The sequence below is a fragment of the Sphingobium sp. TomTYG72 genome (assembly GCF_055394715.1).
In genome coordinates, this window is sequence record NZ_AP027336.1 from 2,489,074 (window position 1) to 2,513,404 (window position 24,331).

The 24,331-nt window shown below is 62.5% G+C and carries 22 protein-coding genes and 1 tRNA gene; 8 read left to right on the top strand and 15 right to left on the bottom strand.

Translation table 11 applies throughout. The annotated features are described in order from the left end of the window. Positions 1 to 6 precede the first annotated feature (6 nt). From ACZ5U1_RS12360 to rpsM, 10 genes are all read right to left on the bottom strand, one after another. Positions 7 to 996 carry a UbiA family prenyltransferase gene (locus ACZ5U1_RS12360; protein ID WP_464778666.1) on the bottom strand — a complete coding sequence of 330 codons (990 nt, stop codon included), beginning with the start codon at positions 994 to 996 and terminating at the stop codon, positions 7 to 9. Between the two features lie 590 nt (positions 997 to 1,586). Further along, the gene (locus ACZ5U1_RS12365) at positions 1,587 to 3,020 is read right to left on the bottom strand and encodes a DNA recombination protein RmuC (RefSeq protein WP_464778667.1); all 1,434 of its coding nucleotides are present in this window, start codon (positions 3,018 to 3,020) and stop codon (positions 1,587 to 1,589) included. 71 nt (positions 3,021 to 3,091) lie between these two features. Then, positions 3,092 to 4,264 (bottom strand): aminotransferase, encoded by a 1,173-nt coding sequence (locus tag ACZ5U1_RS12370; protein ID WP_464778668.1) that lies wholly within the window; start codon positions 4,262 to 4,264, stop codon positions 3,092 to 3,094. A 184-nt stretch (positions 4,265 to 4,448) separates the two neighbouring features. After that, a complete protein-coding gene (guaA, locus tag ACZ5U1_RS12375; protein ID WP_464778669.1) occupies positions 4,449 to 6,008 on the bottom strand; it encodes a glutamine-hydrolyzing GMP synthase in 1,560 nt (519 codons plus the stop codon). A 42-nt stretch (positions 6,009 to 6,050) separates the two neighbouring features. Then, positions 6,051 to 7,304, bottom strand: a complete 1,254-nt coding sequence (locus ACZ5U1_RS12380) for a TCR/Tet family MFS transporter (protein WP_464778670.1) — start codon at positions 7,302 to 7,304, stop codon at positions 6,051 to 6,053. Between the two features lie 278 nt (positions 7,305 to 7,582). After that, the gene (locus tag ACZ5U1_RS12385) at positions 7,583 to 8,125 is read right to left on the bottom strand and encodes a hypothetical protein (protein WP_464778671.1); all 543 of its coding nucleotides are present in this window, start codon (positions 8,123 to 8,125) and stop codon (positions 7,583 to 7,585) included. Positions 8,126 to 8,311: 186 nt separating this feature from the next. After that, positions 8,312 to 8,737 (bottom strand): 50S ribosomal protein L17, encoded by a 426-nt coding sequence (gene rplQ, locus ACZ5U1_RS12390; RefSeq protein WP_449470786.1) that lies wholly within the window; start codon positions 8,735 to 8,737, stop codon positions 8,312 to 8,314. A gap of 226 nt (positions 8,738 to 8,963) precedes the next feature. Further along, positions 8,964 to 10,025 carry a DNA-directed RNA polymerase subunit alpha gene (locus tag ACZ5U1_RS12395; protein WP_196225075.1) on the bottom strand — a complete coding sequence of 354 codons (1,062 nt, stop codon included), beginning with the start codon at positions 10,023 to 10,025 and terminating at the stop codon, positions 8,964 to 8,966. 118 nt (positions 10,026 to 10,143) lie between these two features. Next, positions 10,144 to 10,533 (bottom strand): 30S ribosomal protein S11, encoded by a 390-nt coding sequence (rpsK, locus tag ACZ5U1_RS12400; RefSeq protein WP_004208752.1) that lies wholly within the window; start codon positions 10,531 to 10,533, stop codon positions 10,144 to 10,146. A 76-nt stretch (positions 10,534 to 10,609) separates the two neighbouring features. Further along, complete coding sequence (gene rpsM / locus ACZ5U1_RS12405; RefSeq protein WP_007707977.1) at positions 10,610 to 10,978, bottom strand: 30S ribosomal protein S13; 369 nt, start codon at positions 10,976 to 10,978, stop codon at positions 10,610 to 10,612. A gap of 460 nt (positions 10,979 to 11,438) precedes the next feature. On the opposite strand from rpsM, the gene ACZ5U1_RS12410 reads away from it, so the two are divergent. Continuing rightward, on the top strand, positions 11,439 to 11,963 hold the full coding sequence (locus tag ACZ5U1_RS12410) for a hypothetical protein (RefSeq protein WP_464778672.1): 525 nt from the start codon (positions 11,439 to 11,441) through the stop codon (positions 11,961 to 11,963). A 582-nt stretch (positions 11,964 to 12,545) separates the two neighbouring features. On the opposite strand, the gene ACZ5U1_RS12415 is transcribed toward ACZ5U1_RS12410, so the two are convergent. From ACZ5U1_RS12415 to ACZ5U1_RS12425, 3 genes are all read right to left on the bottom strand, one after another. After that, complete coding sequence (locus ACZ5U1_RS12415) at positions 12,546 to 12,830, bottom strand: 3TM-type holin (protein ID WP_464778673.1); 285 nt, start codon at positions 12,828 to 12,830, stop codon at positions 12,546 to 12,548. After that, complete coding sequence (locus tag ACZ5U1_RS12420; protein ID WP_464778674.1) at positions 12,823 to 13,362, bottom strand: glycoside hydrolase family 108 protein; 540 nt, start codon at positions 13,360 to 13,362, stop codon at positions 12,823 to 12,825. Before ACZ5U1_RS12420 ends, ACZ5U1_RS12415 begins: the two co-directional genes overlap by 8 nt. Before the next feature lie 165 nt (positions 13,363 to 13,527). Next, a tRNA-Pro gene (locus ACZ5U1_RS12425) sits at positions 13,528 to 13,604 on the bottom strand. A 183-nt stretch (positions 13,605 to 13,787) separates the two neighbouring features. Between ACZ5U1_RS12425 and yajC the strand changes: the two genes are divergently transcribed. The 7 genes from yajC (at position 13,788) to ACZ5U1_RS12460 (ending at position 20,602) form a co-directional block, all read left to right on the top strand. Continuing rightward, positions 13,788 to 14,123, top strand: a complete 336-nt coding sequence (yajC, locus tag ACZ5U1_RS12430; protein WP_464778675.1) for a preprotein translocase subunit YajC — start codon at positions 13,788 to 13,790, stop codon at positions 14,121 to 14,123. A gap of 7 nt (positions 14,124 to 14,130) precedes the next feature. Continuing rightward, positions 14,131 to 15,729 carry a protein translocase subunit SecD gene (gene secD / locus ACZ5U1_RS12435; protein WP_464778676.1) on the top strand — a complete coding sequence of 533 codons (1,599 nt, stop codon included), beginning with the start codon at positions 14,131 to 14,133 and terminating at the stop codon, positions 15,727 to 15,729. Between the two features lie 18 nt (positions 15,730 to 15,747). Further along, entirely contained in the window at positions 15,748 to 16,734 is a 987-nt protein-coding gene (secF, locus tag ACZ5U1_RS12440) for a protein translocase subunit SecF (RefSeq protein WP_464778677.1), read from the top strand. Positions 16,735 to 16,787: 53 nt separating this feature from the next. Further along, a complete protein-coding gene (locus tag ACZ5U1_RS12445) occupies positions 16,788 to 17,129 on the top strand; it encodes an MTH938/NDUFAF3 family protein (RefSeq protein ID WP_464780045.1) in 342 nt (113 codons plus the stop codon). Between the two features lie 135 nt (positions 17,130 to 17,264). Further along, on the top strand, positions 17,265 to 18,383 hold the full coding sequence (locus tag ACZ5U1_RS12450; RefSeq protein ID WP_196225081.1) for a Ppx/GppA phosphatase family protein: 1,119 nt from the start codon (positions 17,265 to 17,267) through the stop codon (positions 18,381 to 18,383). After that, on the top strand, positions 18,380 to 19,054 hold the full coding sequence (locus ACZ5U1_RS12455; protein ID WP_464778678.1) for an RlmE family RNA methyltransferase: 675 nt from the start codon (positions 18,380 to 18,382) through the stop codon (positions 19,052 to 19,054). Before ACZ5U1_RS12450 ends, ACZ5U1_RS12455 begins: the two co-directional genes overlap by 4 nt. A gap of 39 nt (positions 19,055 to 19,093) precedes the next feature. Continuing rightward, a complete protein-coding gene (locus tag ACZ5U1_RS12460) occupies positions 19,094 to 20,602 on the top strand; it encodes a YifB family Mg chelatase-like AAA ATPase (RefSeq protein ID WP_464778679.1) in 1,509 nt (502 codons plus the stop codon). A 73-nt stretch (positions 20,603 to 20,675) separates the two neighbouring features. On the opposite strand, the gene ACZ5U1_RS12465 is transcribed toward ACZ5U1_RS12460, so the two are convergent. Together ACZ5U1_RS12465 and ACZ5U1_RS12470 are read right to left on the bottom strand one after the other, a co-directional pair. Beyond that, entirely contained in the window at positions 20,676 to 21,092 is a 417-nt protein-coding gene (locus tag ACZ5U1_RS12465) for a M23 family metallopeptidase (RefSeq protein WP_464778680.1), read from the bottom strand. Positions 21,093 to 22,007: 915 nt separating this feature from the next. Continuing rightward, positions 22,008 to 24,293: a putative bifunctional diguanylate cyclase/phosphodiesterase gene (locus ACZ5U1_RS12470; RefSeq protein WP_464778681.1), complete on the bottom strand. Its 2,286-nt coding sequence runs from the start codon at positions 24,291 to 24,293 to the stop codon at positions 22,008 to 22,010. Positions 24,294 to 24,331: the final 38 nt, after the last annotated feature.

A 24,331-nucleotide genomic window follows, 5' to 3' on the forward strand; every position in this document is an offset into this window, starting at 1 on the left:
ACCCGATCAGCCGACCTTGATGAGATAGGGCTGCGAAAGCGAACTCAGCCACGGCAGGTCGACAAAGGTGGCGACCACCACCGCCAGCACGGCGAGGCCCGTCGCGGCCAGCAGGCGGCGCGAACGGAACAGCCGTTCCGGCCGCTGCGCCACCGATCCCTGCCGCAACGCCAGCCACATATAGATGGCGAACAGGCCCGCGATGAAGGGAAAGGCGATGATATATTCAAGACGATATTTGATCAGGAACACCGCAATGAAAAAGGCCGACAGCATGGCATAGAGAAAGCAGGATACGGTGAGGTTCTCGCTCGTATAGCTGCGGAACGACTTGCGATAGCGGTGCAGCATCTCGACGCCCTGATCCGCGACGACATCGCGATATTCGCTCAGCCGCTTGGCGCCCATCAGGAATGCCCCCCCTGCCCAATAGGCGATGAAAAGGCTGGCCGGGGGCAGGGCGGTCGGGTCCACCATGGCCCAGCCGAGCAACAGGCGGATCGGATTGTTCACCGACTCGCTGATGACATCCAGATAGACCTTGTCCTTCGTCCGGATCGGCTCGACATTATAGGTGATGCCCGACAGCCCGAACGCCACCGAAGCGACGAAGAACAGCTGCCCCAACTGATAGCCCAGCAGCAGCCCGAGCAGCAGCAAGGCGAGATATTCGGCATAGACCAGCGTCGGCGAAAGCGCCTGATGAACCGCCGTGCGCTGCGACTTGACCGGATGAAAGGCGTCAAAGTCCCGATCCAGCCATTCGTTGATCACATAATTGGCCGACGCGATCAGGATGGCGCTCGCAAACCCCAATAGCAGGCGATCGATCGACAGATGCGCCGCGCCATGGTGGACAGCATAGGCCAGCACAATGCCCGGAATGATGAAGACATGCTTCGTCATATGGTCGAAGCGCGCGATCGCCAGATAATCGCGCAGCGACGCCTGGGATGTAATGGCGCCACGGGCGGTGGCGTCAGACTGGTTGATCATCACTTGCTGCTCCTTCGGGGCATGCAGATAAGCTCATCCCGTTCGCGGCATTGGGCGGTGAAACGGGCGTTATTTGCTGTCCATTATCGTCCACGATGTTGCCGATATTATTGCCATAGGGACTTGGGTCAGGCCAGTGGCACCCCCGGTTCAAAGGGGGCAGAAGCGCGACGCATTTGGATACGGGTCAGAGGCATTCTGTCCCGAAAGAGCCTTGACCAACATGGCAATTCCGGGCGGCAAGATGGCCGACCTCCTGGCTCTGACAATGGGCATCGCTGCAGCCTGGATTTCTGGCGAGCAAGTTAGAACATCGTGCCTTAATCTAACACCCAATCCCGTTCGGGCTGTCCTAACGAGTCACTTGCCTCGTTCGAATGTCGAAGCCCTACTCCTTCTAAAAAGAAGCAGAACCGTTGGCTTCGTCGGCCTTCGGCTCGACAGGCTCAGGGCAAACGCTATTAGTAGGGGTGGCGCCGAGCGTCAGCAAAGCTGGCTAATCGCCCTCAGCCAGTTTGCCCACCCCTTGTCAGCCGACGGGCGTTTCTTGCTCACGATAACCGGAACCAACAGGCCCCGCCCGACAAACCTCACTCCGCCGCGTCGGCTACGGCCTCGGGCAATGCCCGCACCGCCTCGGGTGAGGCAGGCTCGCGCACCAGCGCCTCGACCGGCTCAAGCGCCTCCAGTTCGCGGCCACCCGTCTCGATATTGAGGTCGCGCAGCTTGCGCCCGGTCACCAAGACCCGGCCCTCGAAGCTACCGACGAAGCTGTTATAATCGCTCACTGCCCCGGTCAGGCGATTGCCCAGCTTCTTGAGCGACCCCGCCGCAGCCGCCAAGCGCTCGTACAATTCCTTGCCCAGCGCGCCGATCCGCTTGGCTTCGTCGGCCATCTTCTCCTGCCGCCACACCGCCGCGACCGTGCGGGCGATGGCGATGAGGTTGGTGGGCGTCGCCAGCAGCACCCGCTTGCCAAAGGCATGATCCCACAGTTGCGGATCATGCTCCAGCGCGGCTGATAGGAAATGCTCGCCGGGCACGAACATGATGACATAGTCCGGCGCTTCGTCGAACTGGTCGGCATAGCTTTTGCGCCCCAGCGTCTCGACATGCGCGCGCATCGCGGCGGCATGGGCGGAGAGCAGCCGCTTGCGCTCCTCCTCGCCCTCCGCGCCATAGGCATCCTGATAGGCGTTGAGCGACACCTTGGCGTCGATCACCAGCGCGCGGCCACCCGGAATGCGCACGATCGCGTCAGGCCGCAACCGCCCATCCTCGCCCTCGACGCTCACCTCGGTGCGGAAATCGACATGTTCGGACAGCCCGCACGTCTCCAGAACGTTGCGCAACTGCTGCTCGCCCCAACGGCCGCGCGCCTTGGGCGCATGGCGCAGCGAATCGACCAGCCGCTGCGCTTCCGCGCGCACGGCTTCCTGTCCGGACTTCATCGATTCGATCTCGCCGCGCAATATGCCGTAAGCCTCGGTGCGCTGCTGTTCGATTTGGCTGATCTTCTGGTCGTAGCGCTGGATCGTCTCATTGACCGGGTGCAGCAATTGCTTGAGCTGCGCCTCGCTCTTCTCATGCGCCTGCGCCAGCCGTTGGTCCGCGCGCTCCAGGAAATGGCTCTGCGCCTGATGCAGCAACTTGCCGCCAATCTCGCTGAACTGCGCCGACAACTGCTCCTTCGCGTCCTTCAACGCCACGATCTGCGCCTCGAAAGCCTCGGCCCGTGCCTGCGCGTCGGATTGCAGCGCCGCCAGTTCCCGCTCGGCAAGGCCCCGCGCCGCCCGCTCATCCTCCAGCCGCTGCGCCAGCACGCCCGCCTGCGCCGCCCGCTCCTGCGCCACAACCAGTTCCTGCAAGGCGCCATTACGCTGCGCTTCCGCCTGCGCCAGCTTCGCAACAAGCTCGGCCTTTTCCGTCACTAGCGGCGCCACTGCCTTCCCACGCAACAGCCAGCCCAGCGCCAGCCCCGCGATCAGGGCGGCCAGACTGAGGATGATGGCAAGGCTGTCCATTAATGATCCCCCGGTGGAACGAAAGGTGAACCTAGCGACCGCCACGCGGTGCCGCAAGCGCTAGTTGCGCCTCACCCGAGCATAAGGCGAAAACAGCCAAGCCGCGCGACCGCCTCATCGATCACCGCATCGCTTTTGGAAAAGCAAAGCCGCACCAGATGCGTAACCGCCGCATCGGGATAAAATGCCGATATCGGAATCGCCGCCACGCCCGCTTCCTCGATGATCCGCTCGCAAAAGCCGACATCGTCGAGCGCGATCCCGGAAGCGACCAGATCGACCGTCACGAACCAGGTGCCCGCACTCGCCTGCACGTCATAGCCCGCCAGCCGCAACCCCTCGACCAGCCGATCGCGCGACGCCTGATAGCCCGCCCGCATGTCCGCAAACCAGGCATCCGGCTTGGCCAGCCCCTCCGCCACGGCCCATTGCAGATTGGGCGGACTGGTGAAGGTCAGGAACTGGTGCGCTCGCCCCAACAGCCTCGCCACCGGCGGCGCCGCGCACATCCAGCCGATCTTCCAGCCGGTCACCGAAAAGATCTTGCCCGCCGATCCGATCTTCACAGTTCGTTCGCGCATGCCGGGAAACCGCATCAATGGTTGATGGACCCGGCCATCGAATGTCACATGCTCCCACACCTCGTCGCAAATGGCGATCAGGTCATGCTCCACGCAAAAGGCCGCCAGCATGGAAAGCGCCGCCTCGTCCATCACGCTCCCGCTGGGATTGAGCGGATTGTTGAGGATCAACAGGCGCGTGCGCGGTCCCGCCGCCGCCTCCAGCGCTTCTCGCGTGACGCGCCAATCGGGCGGGGTCAGCCGTATCACTCGCGGCACGCCGCCCGCGCGCTCGACCAGCGGCAGATAAGCGTCATAAAGCGGGGCGAGCAGCAGCACTTCGTCACCTGGCTGCACCAGCGCAAGGAGGCTGGCGGCGATCGCCTCGGTCGCGCCGGAGGTGACGATGACGTCTTCGGTCTCCAGCTCCAGCGCCTGATGCCGTTCATAATGCGCAGCGACGGCGGCCCGCAATTCAGGCAGGCCACCGCTTGGTGGATATTGGTTCGACCGGGTCATCAGCGCGTCGGCGGCGGCGCGCAATATGTCCTCTGGACCCTGCGCATCCGGAAACCCCTGGCCCAGATTGATCGCCCCTGTCTCACGCGCGCGCGCGGACATCTTTTCAAAAATGGTGGCGGGCATGTCCCGATAGACGGGATGGCCAAGAGGCGCGCTGATCATGGAGACAGCCTAAAGCGTGCAACCGCCCGAGTATAGCGCGCCCAAGAAGTGGAAGCACAACAACCTCACCCCGTTCGGGCTGAGCCTGTCGAAGCCCTTTCCTTCTGTCAGCGCTTGACGCTGGGGCACCTTGCGGTACCGAATAAACCGGATGACCGTCCCCCGAACGGTCATTCAATCCGGTTTATTCCCATTCGATCGTGCCGGGAGGCTTGGATGTGAAGTCATAACACACCCGGTTGATACCCTTGACCTCATTGATGATCCGCGTCGCGACCCGGCTCAGGAAAGCCGCATCGAACGGATAAATGTCCGCCGTCATGCCGTCCGTCGATGTCACCGCCCGCAGAGCGCAGACGCTGTCATAGGTGCGATGGTCGCCCATCACGCCGACCGTCCGCACCGGCAGCAGCACGGCAAATGCCTGCCAGATCGCATCGTACAGCCCAGCGTTGCGAATTTCTTCCAGATATACCGCGTCCGCCTTGCGCAATATGTCGCAACGCTCCTTGTTCACCTCGCCGGGAATGCGGATCGCAAGGCCGGGACCGGGGAAGGGGTGGCGGCCGACGAAAATCTCCGGCAGCCCCAATTCACGACCCAGCGCACGCACCTCGTCCTTGAACAGTTCGCGCAGCGGCTCGACCAGCTTCATGTTCATGCGATCGGGCAGGCCGCCGACATTATGGTGGCTCTTGATCGTCACCGAAGGCCCGCCGGTGAAGCTCACGCTCTCGATCACGTCGGGATAGAGCGTCCCCTGCGCCAGGAAAGCCGCGCCGCCAATCTTCTTCGCCTCATCCTCGAACACGTCGATGAAGGTCTTGCCGATGAACTTGCGCTTGGCTTCGGGGTCGGTGACGCCCTCCAGGCCCTTCATGAACAGCGTCTCCGCATTCACATGAACCAGCGGGATATTATAGCTGCCCCGGAACAGCGATACGACCTGCTCGGCCTCGCCGCTGCGCATCAGGCCATGATCGACGAACACGCAGGTCAGCTGGTCGCCGATCGCCTCATGGATCAGCACCGCAGCCACCGCGCTATCGACCCCGCCCGACAGGCCGCAGATCACCTTGCCGTCGCCGACCTGCTCGCGAATCTCGGCGATCTTGGTCGCGCGGAATTCCGCCATCGTCCAATCGCCCTTCAGGCCGCACACATGGCGCGCGAAATTGGCGATCAGCTTGCCGCCATCGGGCGTGTGCACCACCTCGGGATGGAATTGCGTCGCATAGAAACGCTTTTCCTCGTTCGCCGTCATGGCGAAGGGCGCGCCTTCGCTCACTGCCACCACTTCAAAACCGGGCGCGAGTTGCGTCACCTTGTCGCCATGGCTCATCCACACCTGATGCCGCTCGCCCTCGGCCCACAGGCCATCGAACAGCGCACAACGCTTCTTGATTTCGATGAAGGCGCGGCCGAACTCGCCGCTTTCCCCGCCTTCGACATTGCCGCCCATCTGCTGCATCATCGTCTGCTGGCCGTAGCAGATGCCCAGGATCGGAATGCCCGCGTCAAAGAAGCTCTGCGGCGCGCGCGGGCTGTCCTCCCACATCACCGATGAAGGCCCGCCCGACAGGATGATGCCCTTGGGCTTCATCCGCTGGAACGCGGCATCGGCGCTGTTGAACGGCGCAATCTCGGAATAGACGCCCGCCTCGCGCACGCGGCGCGCGATCAGCTGCGTCACCTGGCTGCCGAAATCCACGATAAGGATGGAATCCTGAAGGGGCAGCGTCATCGAATCGCCTTTATGAGCCGAGAGAAATGGGATGGGGCGCGGTTAGTGCGCTTGGCCGCGCTTGTCCAGCGAAGGGACGTCCTGTGCCCGCCCCGCCGCCCAGCCGAGCAGCGCGGCGCCAGCCAGAACCGCCGCTGCGATCAGGAACGGGCTGCCGATGAAGGGCAGCACCGGCCGCTCGCCGACCGACAAGCTATATACAGCGCCAAAGAAGATCGGCGAGAGAACCCCGGCAATCGACCCGACGCTGTTGTTCGCGCCCTGCAATTGCCCTTGCTCGGATTCGGACACGCGTTGCGTCATCAGCGACTGGATCGTGGGCATGGCGAGCCCCCACAGCGCATTGGGGAACACGGCCGCGATGAACAACGCCTCCGTGGACGCCAGGCCCATGGCCGCCAACCCCAGCGCGCCAAAGGAAAGTCCGATGATCATCGTCCGCCGGTCGCCCAGTTGCTTGGCCATTGGCCCGACGATCAGGCCCTGCACGCCCATGTCCAACACCCCGACGAGCGCGAACAATATGCCCACCTGCCAAGGACCCCAGCCATAACGATCGCCCGCATAGAGCACGAACACCGCCGAAAACAGGTGATGCGCGAAATGGAGCAGGAAGTTGACGGTGGCGAGGCTCGACAGCTCCGGATGCGACCTGAGCAGCTTCAGCGCCCCGAACGGATTGGCCCGCTTCCACGAAAAGGCCATCCGCTTTTCCGGCGCCAGCGACTCAGGCAGGATGACAAGGCCGTAGAAAAAGGCGAGGCCGGAAAAACCCGCCGCCGCCCAGAAAGGCGCCCGCACCGAAATCTCCCCCAGCATGCCGCCCAGCAGCGGCCCGGCGACGAACCCGCCGCTGAACGCCGCGCCGATCAGCCCATAGCCCCGCGCGCGCTTCTCCGGCGGCATGATGTCGGCCATATAGGCGAAGGTCGACGTGAAGCTCGACGACGTAACCCCCGCCAATATCCGCCCCAGCGCCAGCCACCACAGATTGGGCGCCAACGCCATCAGCAGGAAGTCCAGCGCCAGCCCGGCAACGGAAATCAGGATCACCGGCCGCCGCCCGAAGCGATCGGACAGCGATCCAATGATCGGCGAACACAGGAACTGCATCACCGCCCACAGCGCCACGAGCAGGCCGTTCCACAAGCCCGTGCCCGTGGTCGATCCGGTCAGCTCCTCGATCAGCTGCGGCACGACCGGAATGACGATCCCCATCGACATCACGTCGAGCATCGCCGTCAAAAGAATGAACGCGATGGCGGCTGTACGAGGCGGGACGGGCGGCGGGGACATGATGGCTCCTCGCGCTGCGACGGCGTTAAGCCTTCAAAAGCAGATAACATCACCTGCTCAGCGCATGCATTAAAGCATTTTCGAAGCAGATGGTATCATCTGCTGGCTCGGAAAATGCGGGAAACAAAAGACAAATAATGCATGATCCGATCCAGTCAGATCGGATCATGCATTAGATTGGGGACGCTCCTGACGCGGCTTGGTTCAATCACGCCATGACGAAGCCCGACCCCTAGCGGTTTCGCCGCCTGAAAAAAAGGGGTTCGCTCCCGCCCCGGCTATCGCGCCGCCGGGTTCCGGGGAAACTGGAGATTGGCGATCCGGCCATTCTGCACCGAGCAGGTGAAATGGAGCGTCCGGCCGTCCTCCGACCGCCAGCTGGAACGGGCGTCGATGTCCCCCTCGACCTGATAGCCCCCGCGGGTCTCCACCGCCTCCTGCACCTGCCGTACCTCGGCAAAGCCGCCGTCCCGCTCTGCCTCGTCACGCGCCGCGACCGCGCATTCGGTGATCGCCTCCTCGCGTTCCCAGTCGACCCGCACGTCTTCAGCCCGCTCGCCCGGAGGGGAACCGGCCTGCTCATCCACCCCGCCGGTCACATCGGAAAAATCATCGTCAGCCCGCTGCTGCGCCTGGGGTTGGCTGCCCCGCTCCTCGCCGCCGGTCACATCGTCATCCGCATAAGGATCATCCTGCGCCTGCCGATCGTTCGCGTCGGGATAGCCATAATCCGGTTGCGTCTGTCCGTGGACCATGCTGCCGGGCACCAGCGCCGCCACGCCCAGCATCGCTCCCGTCATCCAACCCGCCTTGCCGGTCATCCCATCACTCCTTGTCAGCTGCGGGACGTGTCTAGGCTTGACCGGCTGTCGCGCGGCTGAACGTGGCCGGGACATCGGCGAGGCAGGAGGTAGGCAGCGCAAAAACAAAACAGGCCGCGGCTCCATCGAGCCGCAGCCTGTTTCAATTTATCCGGCCGCCCCTAAGAAGGCGCGCCTAGCCCTTGATCAGGCCGCTTCCAGCTCGTCCGCGTCGGCGTTCTGGACTGGCCCCGAATCCTTGCCCTTCGCATCGACGTCGCGGTCGACCAGCTCGATGATCGAGATCGGCGCCGCGTCCGAAGCGCGGATACCGGCCTTGATCACGCGGGTGTAGCCGCCGTTGCGATCCTTGTAACGCTCGGCCAGAACTTCGAACAGCTTGATCAGCTGCGTGTCGTCCTGCAGGCGGGCGTGCGCCAGACGACGGTTCGACAGGCCACCCTTCTTGGCGAGGGTGATCAGCTTTTCGACGTAGGGACGCAGTTCCTTCGCCTTGGGCGTGGTCGTCAGGATCTGCTCATGCTTGATGAGCGAAGCCGCGAGGTTGCGGAGCAGCGAGTTACGATGCCCGGCGCTGCGCTGCAGCTTACGATGACCAACCTTGTGACGCATATCTTCTTCCTTCGTTTGTTAAGGGGCCGTTTGAGGTACCCCAGACCAGGCAACCGTTAGAGGTCGTCGCCCATTCCACCTTTAATCCTCCCCATCGTGAGATGGGGAGGGGGACCATTCGCGCAGCGAATGGTGGAGGGGGCGACGGTGAAACCGTCGCTTGCGCGACGGCCCCTCCACCGGCTTCGCCGGTCCCCCTCCCCCCACTTCGTGCGGGGAGGAACTTTTAGCCCAGCAGCTCTTGTTCGAGCTTCTTGGCCATTTCCTCGATATTTTCCGGCGGCCAGCCGGGGATGTCCATGCCCAGACGTAGGCCCATGGACGACAGCACTTCCTTGATTTCGTTCAGCGACTTGCGGCCGAAATTGGGGGTGCGCAGCATCTCGGCTTCGGTCTTCTGGACCAGATCGCCGATATAGATGATGTTGTCGTTCTTGAGGCAGTTGGCGCTGCGAACCGACAGTTCCAGCTCGTCCACCTTCTTGAGCAGGTAGCGGTTGATCTGGTTGGTGTCGCTCTCGCCCTCGGCGGCGGCAGCCGCAGCGGTGCCAGCAGCCGGAGCGGCCACGGGCAGCGCGTCTTCGAAGTGAACGAACAGCTGCAACTGGTCTTGCAGGATGCGGGCGGCATAGGCCACCGCGTCTTCCGGCGTGACGGTGCCGTCGGTTTCGACGGTCAGCGACAGCTTATCATAGTCCAGTTCCTGGCCAACGCGGGTATTGTCGACCTTGTAGGCAACCTGACGCACCGGCGAATAGAGCGCGTCGATCGGGATCAGGCCGATCGGCGCATCGGCCGGACGGTTGGCGACGGCGGGAACATAGCCCTTGCCGACGTCAGCGGTCAGTTCCATGTTCAGCGTCGCACCTTGGTCCAGGTGGCAGATCACCAGGTCGGGGTTCATCACTTCGATGTCGCCCACGGTGGTGATGTCACCGGCGCGCACTTCGCCCGGGCCGGTGGCGGACAGCTGCAGGCGGCGGGGACCGTCGCCTTCCATGCGGAGCGCAACCTGCTTGATGTTGAGGACGATGTCCGTCACATCTTCACGCACGCCGGCCAGCGACGAGAATTCGTGGAGCACGTTCTCGATCTTGATCGAGGTGACCGCCGCGCCCTGGAGCGAGGACAGAAGAACCCGGCGCAGCGCGTTGCCAAGCGTCAGGCCGAAACCGCGCTCCAGCGGTTCGGCAACGAAAGTCGCCTTCCGCTTGCCGTCGCCCGCTGCCTTGATCTCAAGGCTGTTGGGCTTCTTCAATTCCTGCCAGTTCTTCATGTTGACAGTCATGTATTTCCCCTGGGGATAGGCCGGAACGTTTGAAATCCTGAACCCGACAGGACCGACCGGCGATGTAGATGGGTTAGCGGGCGGCGCGTCCGCCGCCCGGAAAACTCAAGCGCAGCGGTTAGACGCGGCGGCGCTTGGAAGGACGCACGCCATTGTGCGGGATCGGCGTCACGTCGCGGATCGAGGTGATGTGGAAACCGACGGCCTGCAGGGCGCGCAGAGCCGATTCACGGCCCGAACCCGGACCCTTTACTTCGACTTCCAGGGTGCGCACGCCATGTTCCGCAGCCTTGCGGCCAGCGTCTTCGGCGCAAACCTGCGCGGCGTACGGGGTCGACTTGCGGCTGCCCTTGAAGCCCATCATGCCGGCCGAGGACCAGCTGATCGCATTGCCCTGGGCATCGGTGATGGTGACCATCGTGTTGTTGAAGCTGGCGTTGACGTGCGCGACGCCGGCCGAGATGTTCTTGCGTTCGCGGCGCTTAATGCGCTGGGGTTCGCGTGCCATTTTGCTCTAATCCTACTGAAATCGTTAAAAGCGGAAGTGATCGAAGGGCCGAGCTGAAGGAGCCGACCCTCAACGATTACTTCTTCTTGCCAGCGATCGGCTTAGCCTTGCCCTTGCGGGTGCGCGCATTGGTGTGCGTGCGCTGGCCGCGAACCGGCAGGCCCTTGCGGTGACGCAGGCCGCGATAGCAGGCCAGATCCATCAGGCGCTTGATGTTCATCGCGGTTTCACGACGCAGGTCACCTTCAACGGTGAGGTCGGCGTCAATGGCTTCGCGGATCTGCAGGACTTCGGCGTCCGACAGGTCCTGAACGCGGCGGCTGTGGTCGATGCCCAGCTTGTCGGCGAGGTCGACGGCGGTCTTGCGGCCGATGCCGTGGATGTAGGTGAGCGCGATGATCACGCGCTTGTTGGTCGGGATGTTAACACCCGCAATACGTGCCATGGTAATCTGTACTCCTGCTCCACGGGGCGGTTGGCGCCACCCCATCTCAAAGCGTCCGGGCCAAGCCCTAGAAGGACTTCAGCCGATTCGATAGCCCCCGAGACGCAAAAAAGACGGCCAGTGCCATGCACTGCCGCTCACCAGCGTGTCCGGGATGCGTCCGCCTCTAGCGATTCGGCGGGAAACTGTCAATTGGCGAGGGGTGCTTAGGCTGCGTTCTTAGTTAGGCTGCGTTCTAGGGCATAGCACCTTCCTGCTCCCCCTCCCGCAAGCGGGAGGGGGCCGGGGGGTGGGCCAGCGCAACGCCGATGTGACAAAAAGAAGCGGTTCTGCTCGCGTCCCTTTATCCCTCCACTTGCGAAGAGGGGCGTCTTCCCTTCCTCACCATATCCCAACCCGCTAGCCCAAAAAATCCTTTTCCAGTTGAACCCAGTCTGCCCCCTCGGGCATTGAGTGGCGCATGCGCATATTCCCCGCCTCCGCCATCCTCGCGTCCCTGCTCCTTCTCCCGGCCTGCGTCGGCGCCCCAGAAGCGCCCCCGCCGCCAGCTCCGCGCCCGGCGCCCTCGCCCTCGGCAAGGCCACCTCTGCCAGCTCCCGGGCCGGTCGAATGGCAATATCGTCCCGCGACGTCCGGCAACTGGAGCTACCGCGCGGAAGGATCGGGCTCCGTCGCGTCCTTCGCCAGCCCCGCTTCCGGCACGCTGCTCTCCTTGCGATGCGATCCCGCCGCAGGCCGGATCAGTCTTCTGCGCGCCGGGGCAGGGAAGGGAAATGTCACGCTCCGCACCAGCTATGGCGCGGTCAGCTGGCCCGCCACGCCACACGGTTCGGCAACCCTCGCAGTCCGCGCCGCCAGCGACGCAGTGCTGGATCAGATTGCCTACAGCCGCGGCCATTTCGCCGTGGAGGTGCAGGGGCTCGAAACCCTGATCCTGCCCGCCTGGGCAGAGGTCGGCCGGGCCATAGAGGACTGCCGTCGCTAATAGGGTCGGTTTCCGACCGCTTGCCGTACATCTTGTGGGGGGGGTCGACTGAAAAGCACCAGATCAGCTTTTCAAGCGGACGCGCCATTATGATTCGAAAAAAGAATTTTACAAGTCTTGATCATGCTTCCCGTCTGATTCACAGTCCATGTCGTGGCCAGGTCAAAAACGGTTTTCCAGGGCGGGCTGCGCGGGCTTTAACAAGCGAAAGGAGGTGATCCGATGTCTCATGGTTCAGCAGTGAGGTCGGTCAAGTCCATTCGGGAAACGCGCCGCTGAGCGACGTCATAACGTCGGTTTTTACAGACATTGAAACAGCCTCTGCCGCGACCAGTCGCGAACGGGCTTTCCTTGCCTGCAAAGATAGCGCGATCAACGTTTCCGTTTGGCGGCACTTCCGGCCGCTGTGACCATGTCAATGATGGGCCGCTGGGACTTATCTACCCAGCGGCCCCTCTCATTTCTGTGGCCTAAGCGCAAACCGATATGGGGCTGAAGTGCAACCCAGTTCCCTCTCTCCTTTAGGGGAGAGGGCTAGGGAGAGGGGGTCGCGCAACGCCTGATCCGAAGCACAATCCCCTCCTACCGCTCAACGCCCTTAACCTTCCCCCATGTCCGCGCCGCCGTATATCCAAGGTACCCCGTGCCAAACAGCGCATAGAGCGGCTCGGGCAGCGCCTCGAAATAGCCCCGCATCGCCCCGACGATGGCCGCCGCGCCCTCCGGCCACATACCCCCGATCAGCCCCACCGGCACCGACCACAGCAGCAGGGCGTACATGACGTAAAGAAAGGCTGGCCGCGCCCACAGCGTCCAGCGATCGGCGCGTCGCCTCCGGTTGCTCGCTGCCGTCCTATCTCTAACCAACACGGTTCGCCAGCCAGCCGTAGAGGAAGGCCTCGTTGGCGGGTCTGCTCTCCGCCAGCGCCAGATAACGCTCCCCCTGCAGGGCCTCGATCGCCTTTAGCAGCACCTTCTCCCCTGCCTTCCCGCGCAGCGCCATGAACGCGCGCAGCGCCGCCAACGTCTTCGCGCCGATCGTGCGGTCGACCTTCAGGTCGGGATAGTCCTTCTGATTGCGATTAAGCGCGTTGAGCGCACGTTGCAGGAACCCGGTGGCGGTGCCCGGCCCCATATTCACCGCGCTGTCGAACAATTCGGCGGCGACGTCCGGCGCGACCTCCGCGACAAAGGCATAGCCCGGCCGTTCCCAATAAAGCCTTCGGTAGATCGTCTCGGCCAGCGTCCGAGGCAATTTCCGCATGTCGCCAGCATAGCCATTGGCCCGCGCGACGGTCTGCGTGATCCCGAAATTCGTGGGTCCGCCGCGATCCGCCGGATGATGGCCATAGCCACCTTCGCGCGCGATCACCTCGTCAATCAGTGCCGAAATATCCATGAACCCGCCTCCTTCGTCGAATGAGGCAGGGCATTTATCCCATTTGGTTAGCTGTAGGACAGCATAATTTCGCGTCTGGCGCAAAAATAGGAAAAATAGGATTTGCCGGGGGAGGAAAGGCGAACCCGCAAAAACGCGTTCTTTTCGCCATTTCCTTCATGAATTTGGTCGGGACGAGAGGATTCGAACCTCCGACCCCCACACCCCCAGTGTGATGCGCTACCAGGCTGCGCTACGTCCCGACCGGAGCGGCGGCACATAGAAGCATGTTTGAGAACATGCAAGCGTTGGCGCGCGCTTTTTGCCGCTTTCTTCCTTCCCTAATCATGTTGCCTCCCGATCCCGATCTGTGTTAGCCGCGCGCCCTTGATCCGCAGGCATTTGCCTGTCTGCGGCTGGACAAGAGATAAGGCGAAAGTCCCACCATGTTCATTACCCCAGCCTTTGCCCAGACCGCGGGCGAACAGTCGTCCGGTGCCTCCATGCTGGTGCAGATGGCACCGCTCGTCCTCATCTTCGTGGTTTTCTACTTCCTCCTGATCCGCCCTCAGCAGAAGCGGATGAAGGAACACAAGGCGAAGATCGGCGCCGTCAAGAAGGGCGATCAGGTCGTGACTGGCGGGGGACTCGTTGGCAAGGTAGCCCGCGTCGACGAGTTCTACGTTGATGTCGAACTGGCGCCGGGCATGAAGGTGAAGGCGGTCAAATCGACGCTCACCGATGTCATCGACCCGGCGACCGCCAAGCCCGCGAACGACTGATCGGCCGATGCTGAACTTCTCGCGCTGGACTATCGCAGCGATCCTGCTGCCCCTGTTGATCGGCATCGCCTGCGCGATCCCCAGCTTCCTGCCGGACTCCGCAGTGCAGCGGCTGCCCGGGTTCATGCAGACCCGAGTGAATCTTGGCCTTGACCTTTCGGGCGGTAGCCATCTTCTGCTCGAAGCATCGACGCAGGACGTGGCTAAGCAGCGTCTAGCCAACATGGAGGAACAGGTCCGCACCGAGCTTCGCCGCGGCAGCCCGCGCATCTCGGTCGGGGACATTTCCAGCCGCGACGGGAAGCTGAGCTTCATGGTCCGCGATCCCTCGCAGGTCGATGCTGCGGTGGAGCGTATCCGTCCGCTGACACAGGGCGCGGGCCTCACAGGGCAGCGGGACTTCAACGTCGAGGTGGTCAACAGTTCGACGATCGTGATCACGCCGACCGAGGCGGGGATCGACAATGCGGTCAAGAGCGCGATGGAGGTGGCAACCGAAGTCATCCGCAAGCGCATTGACGAAATGGGCACGCGCGAGCCGACCATCCAGCAGCAGGGCGGCAATCGCATTGTCGTGCAGGTGCCTGGCCTTCAGAATCCGAAGGCATTGAAGGACCTGCTCGGCCAGACCGCCAAGCTGGAATTCAAGCTGGTCGATACCAGTGCCAATCCGTCGGAGGTTGCTCAGGGCCGCGCGCCGGTCGGCAGCGAAGTGCTTCCTTATCCGGGCAACCCATCCGGCGTTCCGGCGATCGCGGTCAAGCGCCAGGTCATGGTGTCCGGCGAAGACCTGACCGACGCGACGCAGGGCTACGACCAGAGCAACCAGGCGATCGTCAACATCCGCTTCAATGGGTCAGGCGGGCGCAAGTTCGGCCAGGTGACGTCCCAGAATGTCAACCGGCCCTTTGCCATCATCCTGGACGGCCAAGTCCTGTCGGCACCCAACATCAATGAACCGATCCTCGGTGGCTCCGCCCAGATCAGCGGCAATTTCACCGTTGAAAGCGCCAACCAGCTCGCCATCGCCCTGCGATCGGGCAAGCTGCCAGTCGCCCTGACCGTAGTGGAAGAGCGCACCGTTGGCCCACAGCTCGGCGCCGATTCAATCCGCGCCGGATTGCTGGCTTCAGTGATCGCGGTAGCGGCGGTCGCCATCTTCATGTTCGCCAGCTACGGCCGCTTTGGCATGTATGCGAACCTGGCGGTCGCCATCAACGTGCTCGTCATCCTTGGCGTCATGGGAATGCTGGGGGCGACGCTGACGCTGCCGGGAATCGCGGGCTTCGTCCTGACCATCGGCACGGCCGTCGATGCCAACGTCCTAATATATGAGCGCATCCGCGAAGAACGAAGGCGCGGGCGCGGCGTGGTTCAGGCGATCGAGTTCGGTTACAAGGAAGCGAGCCGGACGATTTTCGAAGCGAACGTGACTCACGCCATTGCTGGCGGCATCATGCTCGCGCTCGGCTCCGGCCCGGTCAAGGGCTTCGCGATCGTGCTATTGATCGGCATCGCGACCAGCGTGTTCACCGCCGTCACCTTCACCCGCCTGCTCGCGTCTCGCTGGCTTCGTGCCAAGCGCCCGACCGAGATCCACATTTAAGGGGCCGGGAGAAAACCCATGAAACTTCTTAAACTCGTCCCCGACAATACCAACATTGGCTTCGTGAAGCTGCGCCATTGGGCGTTCGCCCTTACCGCGCTGCTGACCGTGCTCGCCGTGGGCGCGACGATCCATCGTGGGCTCAACCTTGGCGTCGATTTCGTCGGCGGCCTGATGATAGAGGCCCGGTTCCAGCAACCGGCGCAGCTCGATCGGGTTCGCACGACGATTGACGGGCTCGGAGTAGGCGACGGATCGCTGCAACAGTTCGGCGATCCCAAAACCGTGCAAATCCGTCTGCCGCTACCCGAAGAGGGCGGAGCAGGCGCGGCCAATGCCATCGTGGAAAAGGCGCGCAAGGCGCTCACCGCTGAATTTCCCGGTGTTACCTTCTCCCGCTACGACACTGTGTCGGGCAAGGTGTCGGGCGAATTGATCCAGAATGGCGTGCTGGCGGTGATGCTGGCGGTGATCGGTATCGCGATCTTCTCCTGGTTCCGCTATGAATGGCAGTTCGGCGTATCGACCTTCGTGGCGATCATGCACGACGTTCTTATGACGCTCGGCTTCTTCGCGATCACCCAGCTGGAATTCGACCTGAATATCGTGGCTGCGGTTCTCACGATCGTTGGCTATTCGATTAATGACAAGATGGTGATCGACGACCGTATCCGCGAAAATATGCGGAAATATCGCAAGATGGATATGAAGGCGCTTATCGACCTTTCGGTCAACGAAACGCTGCCTCGAACCGTGATGACCTCGGTCACGATCATGCTCGCACTGGGCGCGCTGTTGCTGTTCGGCGGCCATGTGCTGCGTGGCTTCACCGCAGCCATGATGTTGGGTATCATCGTCGGCACCTATTCGTCGGTATATGTTTCGTCGTCACTGTTGATCACATTGGGGCTCTCGCCGCAGGTCGCAGACCGGAAAGCGAGCAAGTCGAACATCGCCGCGCAGGCAGAGCGCATGGGTCCGCGTGATGACGGGGCGCGGCCCTGACCGACAAGCGCACTGGTATCGAGGTCCGCCGTGATGAGACGGGGCAGGGGCCGATCGTAACCGGCTTTTCCGGAAGAGGCTTTCGCGTCAGGGATGACGTCTTCCCTGAAGGGCTGCTGCTCACCCCGGTCCGCGCATCGAAGTGGAGCGGGGCGCCTTCTCCTGAGCAGCTAACGCTTGCCTCTTTGGGTGATCTTCTGACGATCGACCCCCTGCCCGAATTTCTCTTGCTTGGTACCGGGGGAGGTTTGCGTCAGCCGCCCCGGGTTTTCGTTCGCGAACTCGAAAATATGGGCATCGGCGTGGAAGTGATGGACAGCCGTGCCGCAGCCCGCGCCTGGGGCGTGTTGCGGGCAGAAGAGCGCTGGATCGTGGCGGCCTTGCTCCCGCTTTGACAGGTGCGGCGCTCGCCAGCGCACTATGTCATTGGCTTTTCTGGCGCCGTCTTGCGCTTTGCGCGGCATCCGCATAGTTTGGCATCAAGTTCCGCCACCTGTCGGTGTCGGCGAAGAAGAGAAGTTGATCCGGCCATGGTGCAGCAAAGCCGCCCATCGCCGCAGAGTTCCGGTCCCGCCGGGGGTGTTTCGGGCAAAGCTGCCCGCTCCGGCCAGGGTAATGGGAGCACGGCTGCGGCCATACCTCCCCCGTCGAAGCAGCGGGGCTCATTGCCTCATCCGCCGCGTGGCAGGCGGTCTTATGCTGCGATAGATCTGGGCACCAACAATTGCCGATTGCTGATTGCCAAGCCATCGGCTGACGGCTTCATCGTCGTCGATGCCTTTTCCCGTATCGTGCGATTGGGCGAAGGGCTGGCTGCGACAGGGCGGATCAGCGATGCCGCGATCGACCGAGCGATTGCCGCGCTTTCCGTATGCGCTGACAAGCTGCGGCGAAGGCATGTGACGCTGGCACGGTCTGTCGCGACCGAGGCATGTCGCCGTGCTGTTAATGGCGCGGAGTTCATCCAGCGCGTCTATCGGGAGACGGGGATCGCTCTCGACATCATCAGTGCGCAGGAAGAGGCGCGGCTTGCCGTCATGGGCTGTCACGCGCTGCTGGAGCCAGGCGATGGCCCTGCATTGATCTTCGACATCGGCGGTGGATCGACCGAACTGGTGCTGGTTGATGCAAATCGGGCGGGAGCGCCGCACATCGTGGATTGGGTCAGCGCGCCATGGGGCGTGGTGTCGCTTACCGAAAGCGAGTTGTTCGATCATGCGGATCAGAACGAACGCCTGGCTGCCTACGGCCGAATGCGGTCGCGTGTGGCGGATGCCTTTGCACCACTCGCCCGCCGCTTGCCGCGACAAACTTCCTCGATACGTTTGCTGGGTACATCGGGCACGGTGACGACGCTCGCCAGCGTGCATCTCAATCTGCCGCGCTACGATCGGCAAGCGATCGATGGGCTGATTGTGCCCTCGACATCGATGCGGTCGATTTCAGGCAGGCTATCCACCATGTCGTTGGCCGAACGGCAGAAATTACCATGTATTGGTTCTGAGCGAGCCGATCTGGTAGTGGCCGGATGCGCCATCCTGGAATCTATCCTGGACATCTGGCCCGCCGAGCGGTTGGGCGTGGCTGATCGCGGCATTCGCGAGGGTATATTGCGCGGCCTTATGGATCGCGATGGAGCAATGATGTGAGAGGCGCGGGCGCCGGCAAGGTTCGGGTCAAATCGGCAAAAGGGCGGACGGCGCAATCCACCCGCTGGCTGGAACGGCAGCTGAACGACCCCTATGTTCGCAAGGCAAAGGCGGAGGGGTGGAGAAGTCGGGCCGCATTCAAGCTGATCGAACTGGATGAGAAGTTCCATTTCGTGAAGGGGTCACGCGCCGTCGTCGATCTGGGCGTCGCGCCCGGTGGCTGGGCGCAGGTGGTGCGCAAGCTCTCGCCCAAGGCGAAGGTCGTGGGCATAGACCTGCTGCCGACGGACCCTATCCCCGGCGTCACGCTGTTCCAGATGGACTTCATGGATGATAAGGCGCCCGCTGCTCTGGCCGAAGCTCTGGGCGACGCGCCTGATCTCGTGATTTCCGACATGGCCGCGAACACGGTTGGCCATCCGCAGACCGATCACCTGCGCACCATGGCCCTGGTCGAGGCAGCGGCCTGGTTTGCAGTAGAGAATCTCCGCAAAGGCGGAACGTTCGTGGCCAAGGTGTTCGCGGGCGGGACTGATGCTGATCTGCTTGCGGTGTTGAAAAAGCATTTTACGACGATCAAGCACGCGAAGCCGCCCGCCAGCCGCAAAGGCAGCGTGGAATGGTATGTCGTGGCGCAGGGTTTTAAGGGACGGCCCGAAGAACAGGGCTGACGCAGCCACGCGCAGCGTTTTTCAGAAAATGGGGGCACATTGGTTTCGACGGTATCGACGGTCGCCTATCTCGGGCTGGACGCGCGCAGCGTGGAGGTGCAGTGCCAACTCGTTCCGGGCCTTCCGAACTTCATCCTCGTCGGCTTGCCGGACAAGGCGGTGGCGGAAAGCCGCGAGCGGGTGCGCAATGCCATCGCCGCGATCGGCCTGTCCCTTCCGCCCAAGCGTATCACGGTAAATCTTTCACCTGCGGACCTTCCCAAGGAAGGATCGCATTTCGATCTCCCCATTGCACTTGCGCTGCTCGGCGCCATGGGGGTGATCGATGCGGAGACGCTGTCTGGCTATGTCGTCGTGGGAGAATTGGGGCTTGATGGCCGCATCGCTTCCACCCCCGGCGTGCTGCTCGCCGCATTACACGCTGGCGAAAAGGAGTTGGGCCTCATCTGCCCGGTCGCTCAGGGACCGGAAGCAGCCTGGGCGGGCCAGGTGGAGGTCATCGCCGCCCCGGACCTTCTGAGTTTGCTCAACCACTTCAAAGGCAATGCCGCGCTTTCCCCGCCACAGCCGGGCGTCGTGGACGTTCCGCATCGTACGGCAGATCTGCGCCAAGTGAAGGGACAGGAAACGGCCAAGCGTGCGCTGGAGATTGCCGCAGCCGGAGGCCATAATCTTTTGATGGTGGGGCCGCCGGGCGCAGGCAAGTCGCTCATGGCAAGTTGCCTGCCCGGTATCCTGCCGCAACTCACCCCGGCCGAAGCGCTGGAAACGTCTATGGTGGCAAGCGTTGCGGGATCACTGGAAGGCGGTCGCATCAGCCGGGCACGGCCATTTCGTAGTCCACATCATAGTGCATCGATGGCAGCGTTGGTCGGCGGCGGGCATAAGGCACGACCGGGCGAGGTCAGCATGGCGCACCTTGGTGTCCTCTTCCTCGACGAACTGCCCGAGTTTCAGCGCACCGTACTCGATTCATTGCGTCAACCGCTGGAAACGGGCGAGGTTACGGTTGCTCGCGCCAATGCCCATGTGACCTTCCCGGCGCGAGTCCAACTTGTTGCCGCGATGAACCCTTGCCGTTGCGGCCATCTTGCTGATCCAGCTCTCGCCTGCTCACGCGCGCCGCGCTGTGCCGCGGACTATCAGGCGAAGGTTTCGGGGCCACTGCTTGACCGTATCGATCTGCATGTCGAGGTTCAGGCGGTAACGGCGGCAGATCTCGTTCTGCCTCCCCCCACTGAAGGTTCGGTGGAGGTGGCGGGCAGGGTGGCGGCCGCGCGCGACCGCCAGACGCAGCGCTATGCCGGAACCCGCGTGCGAACCAATGCGGAAGTCGATGGAGAGCGGCTTGAGGAAGTTGCCGGTCCTGATGCTGCTGGGCGGGAACTGCTGGCGCAGGCGGCGGCGGCGATGAAGCTCTCTGCCCGGGGCTATACGCGGGTATTGCGCGTAGCCCGCACGATCGCCGACCTCGCTGGAGCGGAACAGGTCGGCCGCGTACATGTGGCAGAAGCGCTCAGCTACAGGCGACGGGCGCCAGTCAACTGACGCGAACCGGTTCGGCTAACCTGATGCTCATGAGTGAAACCGCCGGACTATCGACCGTTGAAGTCGCGGAGTATCAACTGCGGCTTCGGATATCAGCATTCCGGGCAGCGGCCACTTGCCGAACGTTTCGGGCAGCTTCCAGGAAAGGTCGCGGATTGACGGGCTCCCCCTTCAAGCGCACTTCGAAATGGAGGTGGTCACCCGTTGATCGGCCGGTTGAACCCATGCGCGCGATCTGATGTCCACGCATGACCTGTTGCCCAGTACGGGCATTGAAACCGGACAGATGGGCATATCGCGTCATCAAGCCGTTACTATGGGTGATCTCCACCACATTGCCATAGCCGCTCCGCTGACCAACGAAGCTGACCCTGCCTGTCGCGGCGGCCAATATGGGTTCGCCGTGACGGCCGGGAAAGTCGATACCCGCGTGGAATGCGGCATGGCCATTGAACGGATCGCGGCGATAGCCATAGGAACTGGATTGCATCGGGGCCATCGTTGGGAGGCCAGATGGAATGGTCTTAAGACTGGTCTCCAAGGATTCCATCCGGGAAAGAGCGTCGGCAAGACGCTCAAATTCCCGGGGCATCGGCCTCTGCGCATCACGCCAGGGCACGAAGGGACCGCCTTGCGCACGGGGAGCGGCACGCGCCAATAGGTCGGGATTAAGACCCAGGCGGCGAATTGCATGCGCCGTTTCGTCTGCCCGGCGCTTGACCGCATGAGTAAGGAGCTCCGCGAACCGGCGCTGTCTTGCGTCAATCGCTCCCAGAGGGCGAATGTCTTGCGCGGCGCTGATGCGCGCCTTTGATGCATCGGTCTCGCCTTGCGCCGAAGCTTGTGCGGACGGGCCTGTCAGTTCCCCACTGGTTTGGGAAGCATCCTCGCCAAAATGAGCGCGGTAGAGATCATCCATGAAATCTTGCCGCTCTTCCAGGTCGCGCGCACGTTGTTCAACGGATTTCCTATAGCTTTCCGCTTTGCCAGCGGCATCAGCTAACGCCCTGGCCTTCGCATCAATTGCGGCGCTTTCCCTCTCCATTTCAGACCGATTCCACGAAAGCGAAAGAGCCAGCGTAGCCGCACCGATCAGGAGCGCTGCGGATAAGAGAGCGGTCGATACCTGGGCGCGGCTTGAGATGCGGACACGCTGCCGCTTTCCGCCAGACTGGAAGATGAATTGCCGCTCCGGGCACAAAGCGGCAATCCTCGCCCATAGGCTGAAAATGCCTAACCTAAACCGCTGCAACAATGACGACCCCGTGCTCAATTCTTAGAGAATCGGGCCGTTAGCAAAGGGAAGGGCAGCACGCGAATCCGCCAACGCGGACTCGTGACGAGTCGAAATCAGATCGGGGCGAAACGTGCTTCGACCGTTCTGGTTCCTGACGAAAAGTAAAAATTATGCCTCGGTGGGACGGGCTTCGACATGCAACCCCAGCAGAGCGGGAACTTCGCTAGCCGGGACGGCTGCGCCGAAATGAAAGCCCTGTGCATAATGGCACCCACCCGCACGCAGATAATCAACCTGATGGACGTTCTCGACGCCCTCGGCGACCGTTCGAATACCAAGGCTGTAGGCAAGATTCAGCAGCGTTCGCACAATGGCGGCGTCATCCGGATCGGTTTCCAGGTCCCGGACGAAACGCTGATCTATCTTGATGATATCTATTGGAAACTGCTTCAGATGCGAAAGTGACGCATAGCCGGTGCCGAAATCATCCAGCGCGATGGACAGACCCGCTGTACTCAATTGATGAAGACTGCGTTCCACGACCTCCGCATTCCGGCCAAGAAAAACCGACTCCGTCACCTCCAATTCGATCCTTGCAGTGGATACACCCGTCGTGGCGAGTCGGGAGAGCAATCGATCAGGGAAGCTGCTGTCGTGAAGCTCTACCCCTGGCACATTGATGGCGACATGACCGAAATCCAGTCCCTGATCCTGCCAGCGTCGACAGTCGACCAGAATCCGATCCAGCATCCGCTCGTTGATTGTCCGGCCTAGCTCGGAATGTTCGAACGCAGCGGCAATCTCGGACGGCATGATGACTGAGCCGTCATTATGAACGCATCTCAGCAGCGCCTCGAAGCCGATGATGGCGCCCGTCGATAGATCGATCTTGGGCTGATACCAGGGGACGGGTGGGGCATGGACCAAGGCGTGGCGTGCGCGATCCAGCATTCGGGCTTCCTGTTGCCAGCGTTCGAGCAGCGAGGGCTCGAACAGGCACGCGCGCCCTCGTCCGCCATTTTTCGCTTCATACAGGGCGATGTCCGCGAATTTTATAAGGTCCGCAATGTCCCCGGCATGTTCCGGAAAAAGTGCGACGCCCATGCTGACACGGCAATCGACGTCACGATGGCCGTAGGCGAGTGGCTGATGAAGTTGAGCCATCATGCGCGCCAGGATCGCTTCCAGATCCGGTCCATTGCGCAGACGCGTCAACAGCACGGCAAATTCATCGCCTCCCATGCGCGCAACCAGATCTCCCGGCCGCACTGCGCGCCGCAGGCGTTCGGCTACAGCGCAAAGGAGCGCATCGCCGACCGCATGCCCGGCACTGTCGTTTATCCGTTTGAACTCATCGACGTCGATCAGCACAACGGCCATCTGTCCGCCCGCATGGCCTGTCGCACTTGCCGCCTGCGCCAGCGTCGCCATGAAATGCGAGCGATTTGCCAAGCCTGTCAGCGCGTCGGTCATGGCAAGATGGGCCAGATGCCGCTCGGCATCCTTGCGGTCTGTGATATCGACGATACTGGAAAGGATGCAGTCTTCGTCGTCTATCTGAATCGGGCGCGTCGCGAGCAACACATCGTGGACCACCGCATCTTGTCCGACGATCCGGCATTCCTGATTGTTGAGCGCATCTCCGCTTGCGATCTGGTCCTGCAGGCTCGCTTGCGCAGCGGAGCCCTCGCCAAGCAGGTGAACGCGCGAAATGTCGCCGTCTGATCCGAAGGCCTGAGCAGCAGCAGTGTTGAAGCGGATTACTGTGCCGTCCTGACGCGTGACCAGCAGCGGTATGGGTACGCTCATGAACATGCGCTCGAGTGTTTCGCTGTTGCGCGCCAACGCGGCTCGCGCCGCACCGGCCGCCTGGCTCGCCATCCACTCCAGACGCTGGAGGCGATTGGTTCGCATGATCGTGATCCACATGCCGCAATGAAGGATCAGCACGGCCATGATCATGCCGGGGGCGGTGGGGGATAAGGGCGCAGGCGCCAGATAGCCGATGAGCAGCGCGACTCCACATCCCAGCCCGCCGCCGAAATTGCCCCGGAAGCTGGTAGGCACGCCCAGGTAAAAGATCAGCGGCAGCATGACGAGCACGAAAATCGCGATATCACTGCGGGAACTGACCAGGAACGCCACGCCGATTGTGGTTACGATCTGCCAGGCGAAGCAGAGCCGCTCGACCTTCTGGAAGGAGTTCAGCTTCCGGCTGAAATACAGGCATCCAAGTGACCATAGCACCACAATGACGCGCGCCGGTACTGCGATCCAGAAATGAGGCGTGCCGAAAAAGCGCCAATCACTCAGCAGGAAAAGCGCGTTCAGTATGGCCGAGCAGATGAAGAGTATACGGGCGTGCCGACGCGACTCGGTGAGGCGCTCTGCTTGAAAAGCGGCTTCCTGTGTCCGGCTGAGAAACTCACCTGAAAAGAGAGAAAGATGGGTCACGGCCAATCCACGTCGGCGCTCCCGGTGGCGCCACTGGA

Excerpts from the sequence above, each read along its gene's own strand:
- rplQ (WP_449470786.1), bottom strand. The coding sequence starts at position 8,737 with ATGCGTCACAAGGTTGGTCATCGTAAGCTGCAGCGCAGCGCCGGGCAT.
- secF (WP_464778677.1), top strand. The coding sequence starts at position 15,748 with ATGAAACTTCTTAAACTCGTCCCCGACAATACCAACATTGGCTTCGTG.
- rpsK (WP_004208752.1), bottom strand. The coding sequence starts at position 10,533 with ATGGCACGCGAACCCCAGCGCATTAAGCGCCGCGAACGCAAGAACATC.
- ACZ5U1_RS12450 (WP_196225081.1), top strand. The coding sequence starts at position 17,265 with ATGGTGCAGCAAAGCCGCCCATCGCCGCAGAGTTCCGGTCCCGCCGGG.
- ACZ5U1_RS12380 (WP_464778670.1), bottom strand. The coding sequence starts at position 7,304 with ATGTCCCCGCCGCCCGTCCCGCCTCGTACAGCCGCCATCGCGTTCATT.
- yajC (WP_464778675.1), top strand. The coding sequence starts at position 13,788 with ATGTTCATTACCCCAGCCTTTGCCCAGACCGCGGGCGAACAGTCGTCC.
- rpsM (WP_007707977.1), bottom strand. The coding sequence starts at position 10,978 with ATGGCACGTATTGCGGGTGTTAACATCCCGACCAACAAGCGCGTGATC.
- ACZ5U1_RS12385 (WP_464778671.1), bottom strand. The coding sequence starts at position 8,125 with ATGACCGGCAAGGCGGGTTGGATGACGGGAGCGATGCTGGGCGTGGCG.
- secD (WP_464778676.1), top strand. The coding sequence starts at position 14,131 with ATGCTGAACTTCTCGCGCTGGACTATCGCAGCGATCCTGCTGCCCCTG.
- ACZ5U1_RS12465 (WP_464778680.1), bottom strand. The coding sequence starts at position 21,092 with ATGCAATCCAGTTCCTATGGCTATCGCCGCGATCCGTTCAATGGCCAT.
- ACZ5U1_RS12420 (WP_464778674.1), bottom strand. The coding sequence starts at position 13,362 with ATGGATATTTCGGCACTGATTGACGAGGTGATCGCGCGCGAAGGTGGC.
- ACZ5U1_RS12365 (WP_464778667.1), bottom strand. The coding sequence starts at position 3,020 with ATGGACAGCCTTGCCATCATCCTCAGTCTGGCCGCCCTGATCGCGGGG.
- guaA (WP_464778669.1), bottom strand. The coding sequence starts at position 6,008 with ATGACGCTGCCCCTTCAGGATTCCATCCTTATCGTGGATTTCGGCAGC.
- ACZ5U1_RS12410 (WP_464778672.1), top strand. The coding sequence starts at position 11,439 with ATGCGCATATTCCCCGCCTCCGCCATCCTCGCGTCCCTGCTCCTTCTC.
- ACZ5U1_RS12370 (WP_464778668.1), bottom strand. The coding sequence starts at position 4,264 with ATGATCAGCGCGCCTCTTGGCCATCCCGTCTATCGGGACATGCCCGCC.
- ACZ5U1_RS12360 (WP_464778666.1), bottom strand. The coding sequence starts at position 996 with ATGATCAACCAGTCTGACGCCACCGCCCGTGGCGCCATTACATCCCAG.
- ACZ5U1_RS12395 (WP_196225075.1), bottom strand. The coding sequence starts at position 10,025 with ATGACTGTCAACATGAAGAACTGGCAGGAATTGAAGAAGCCCAACAGC.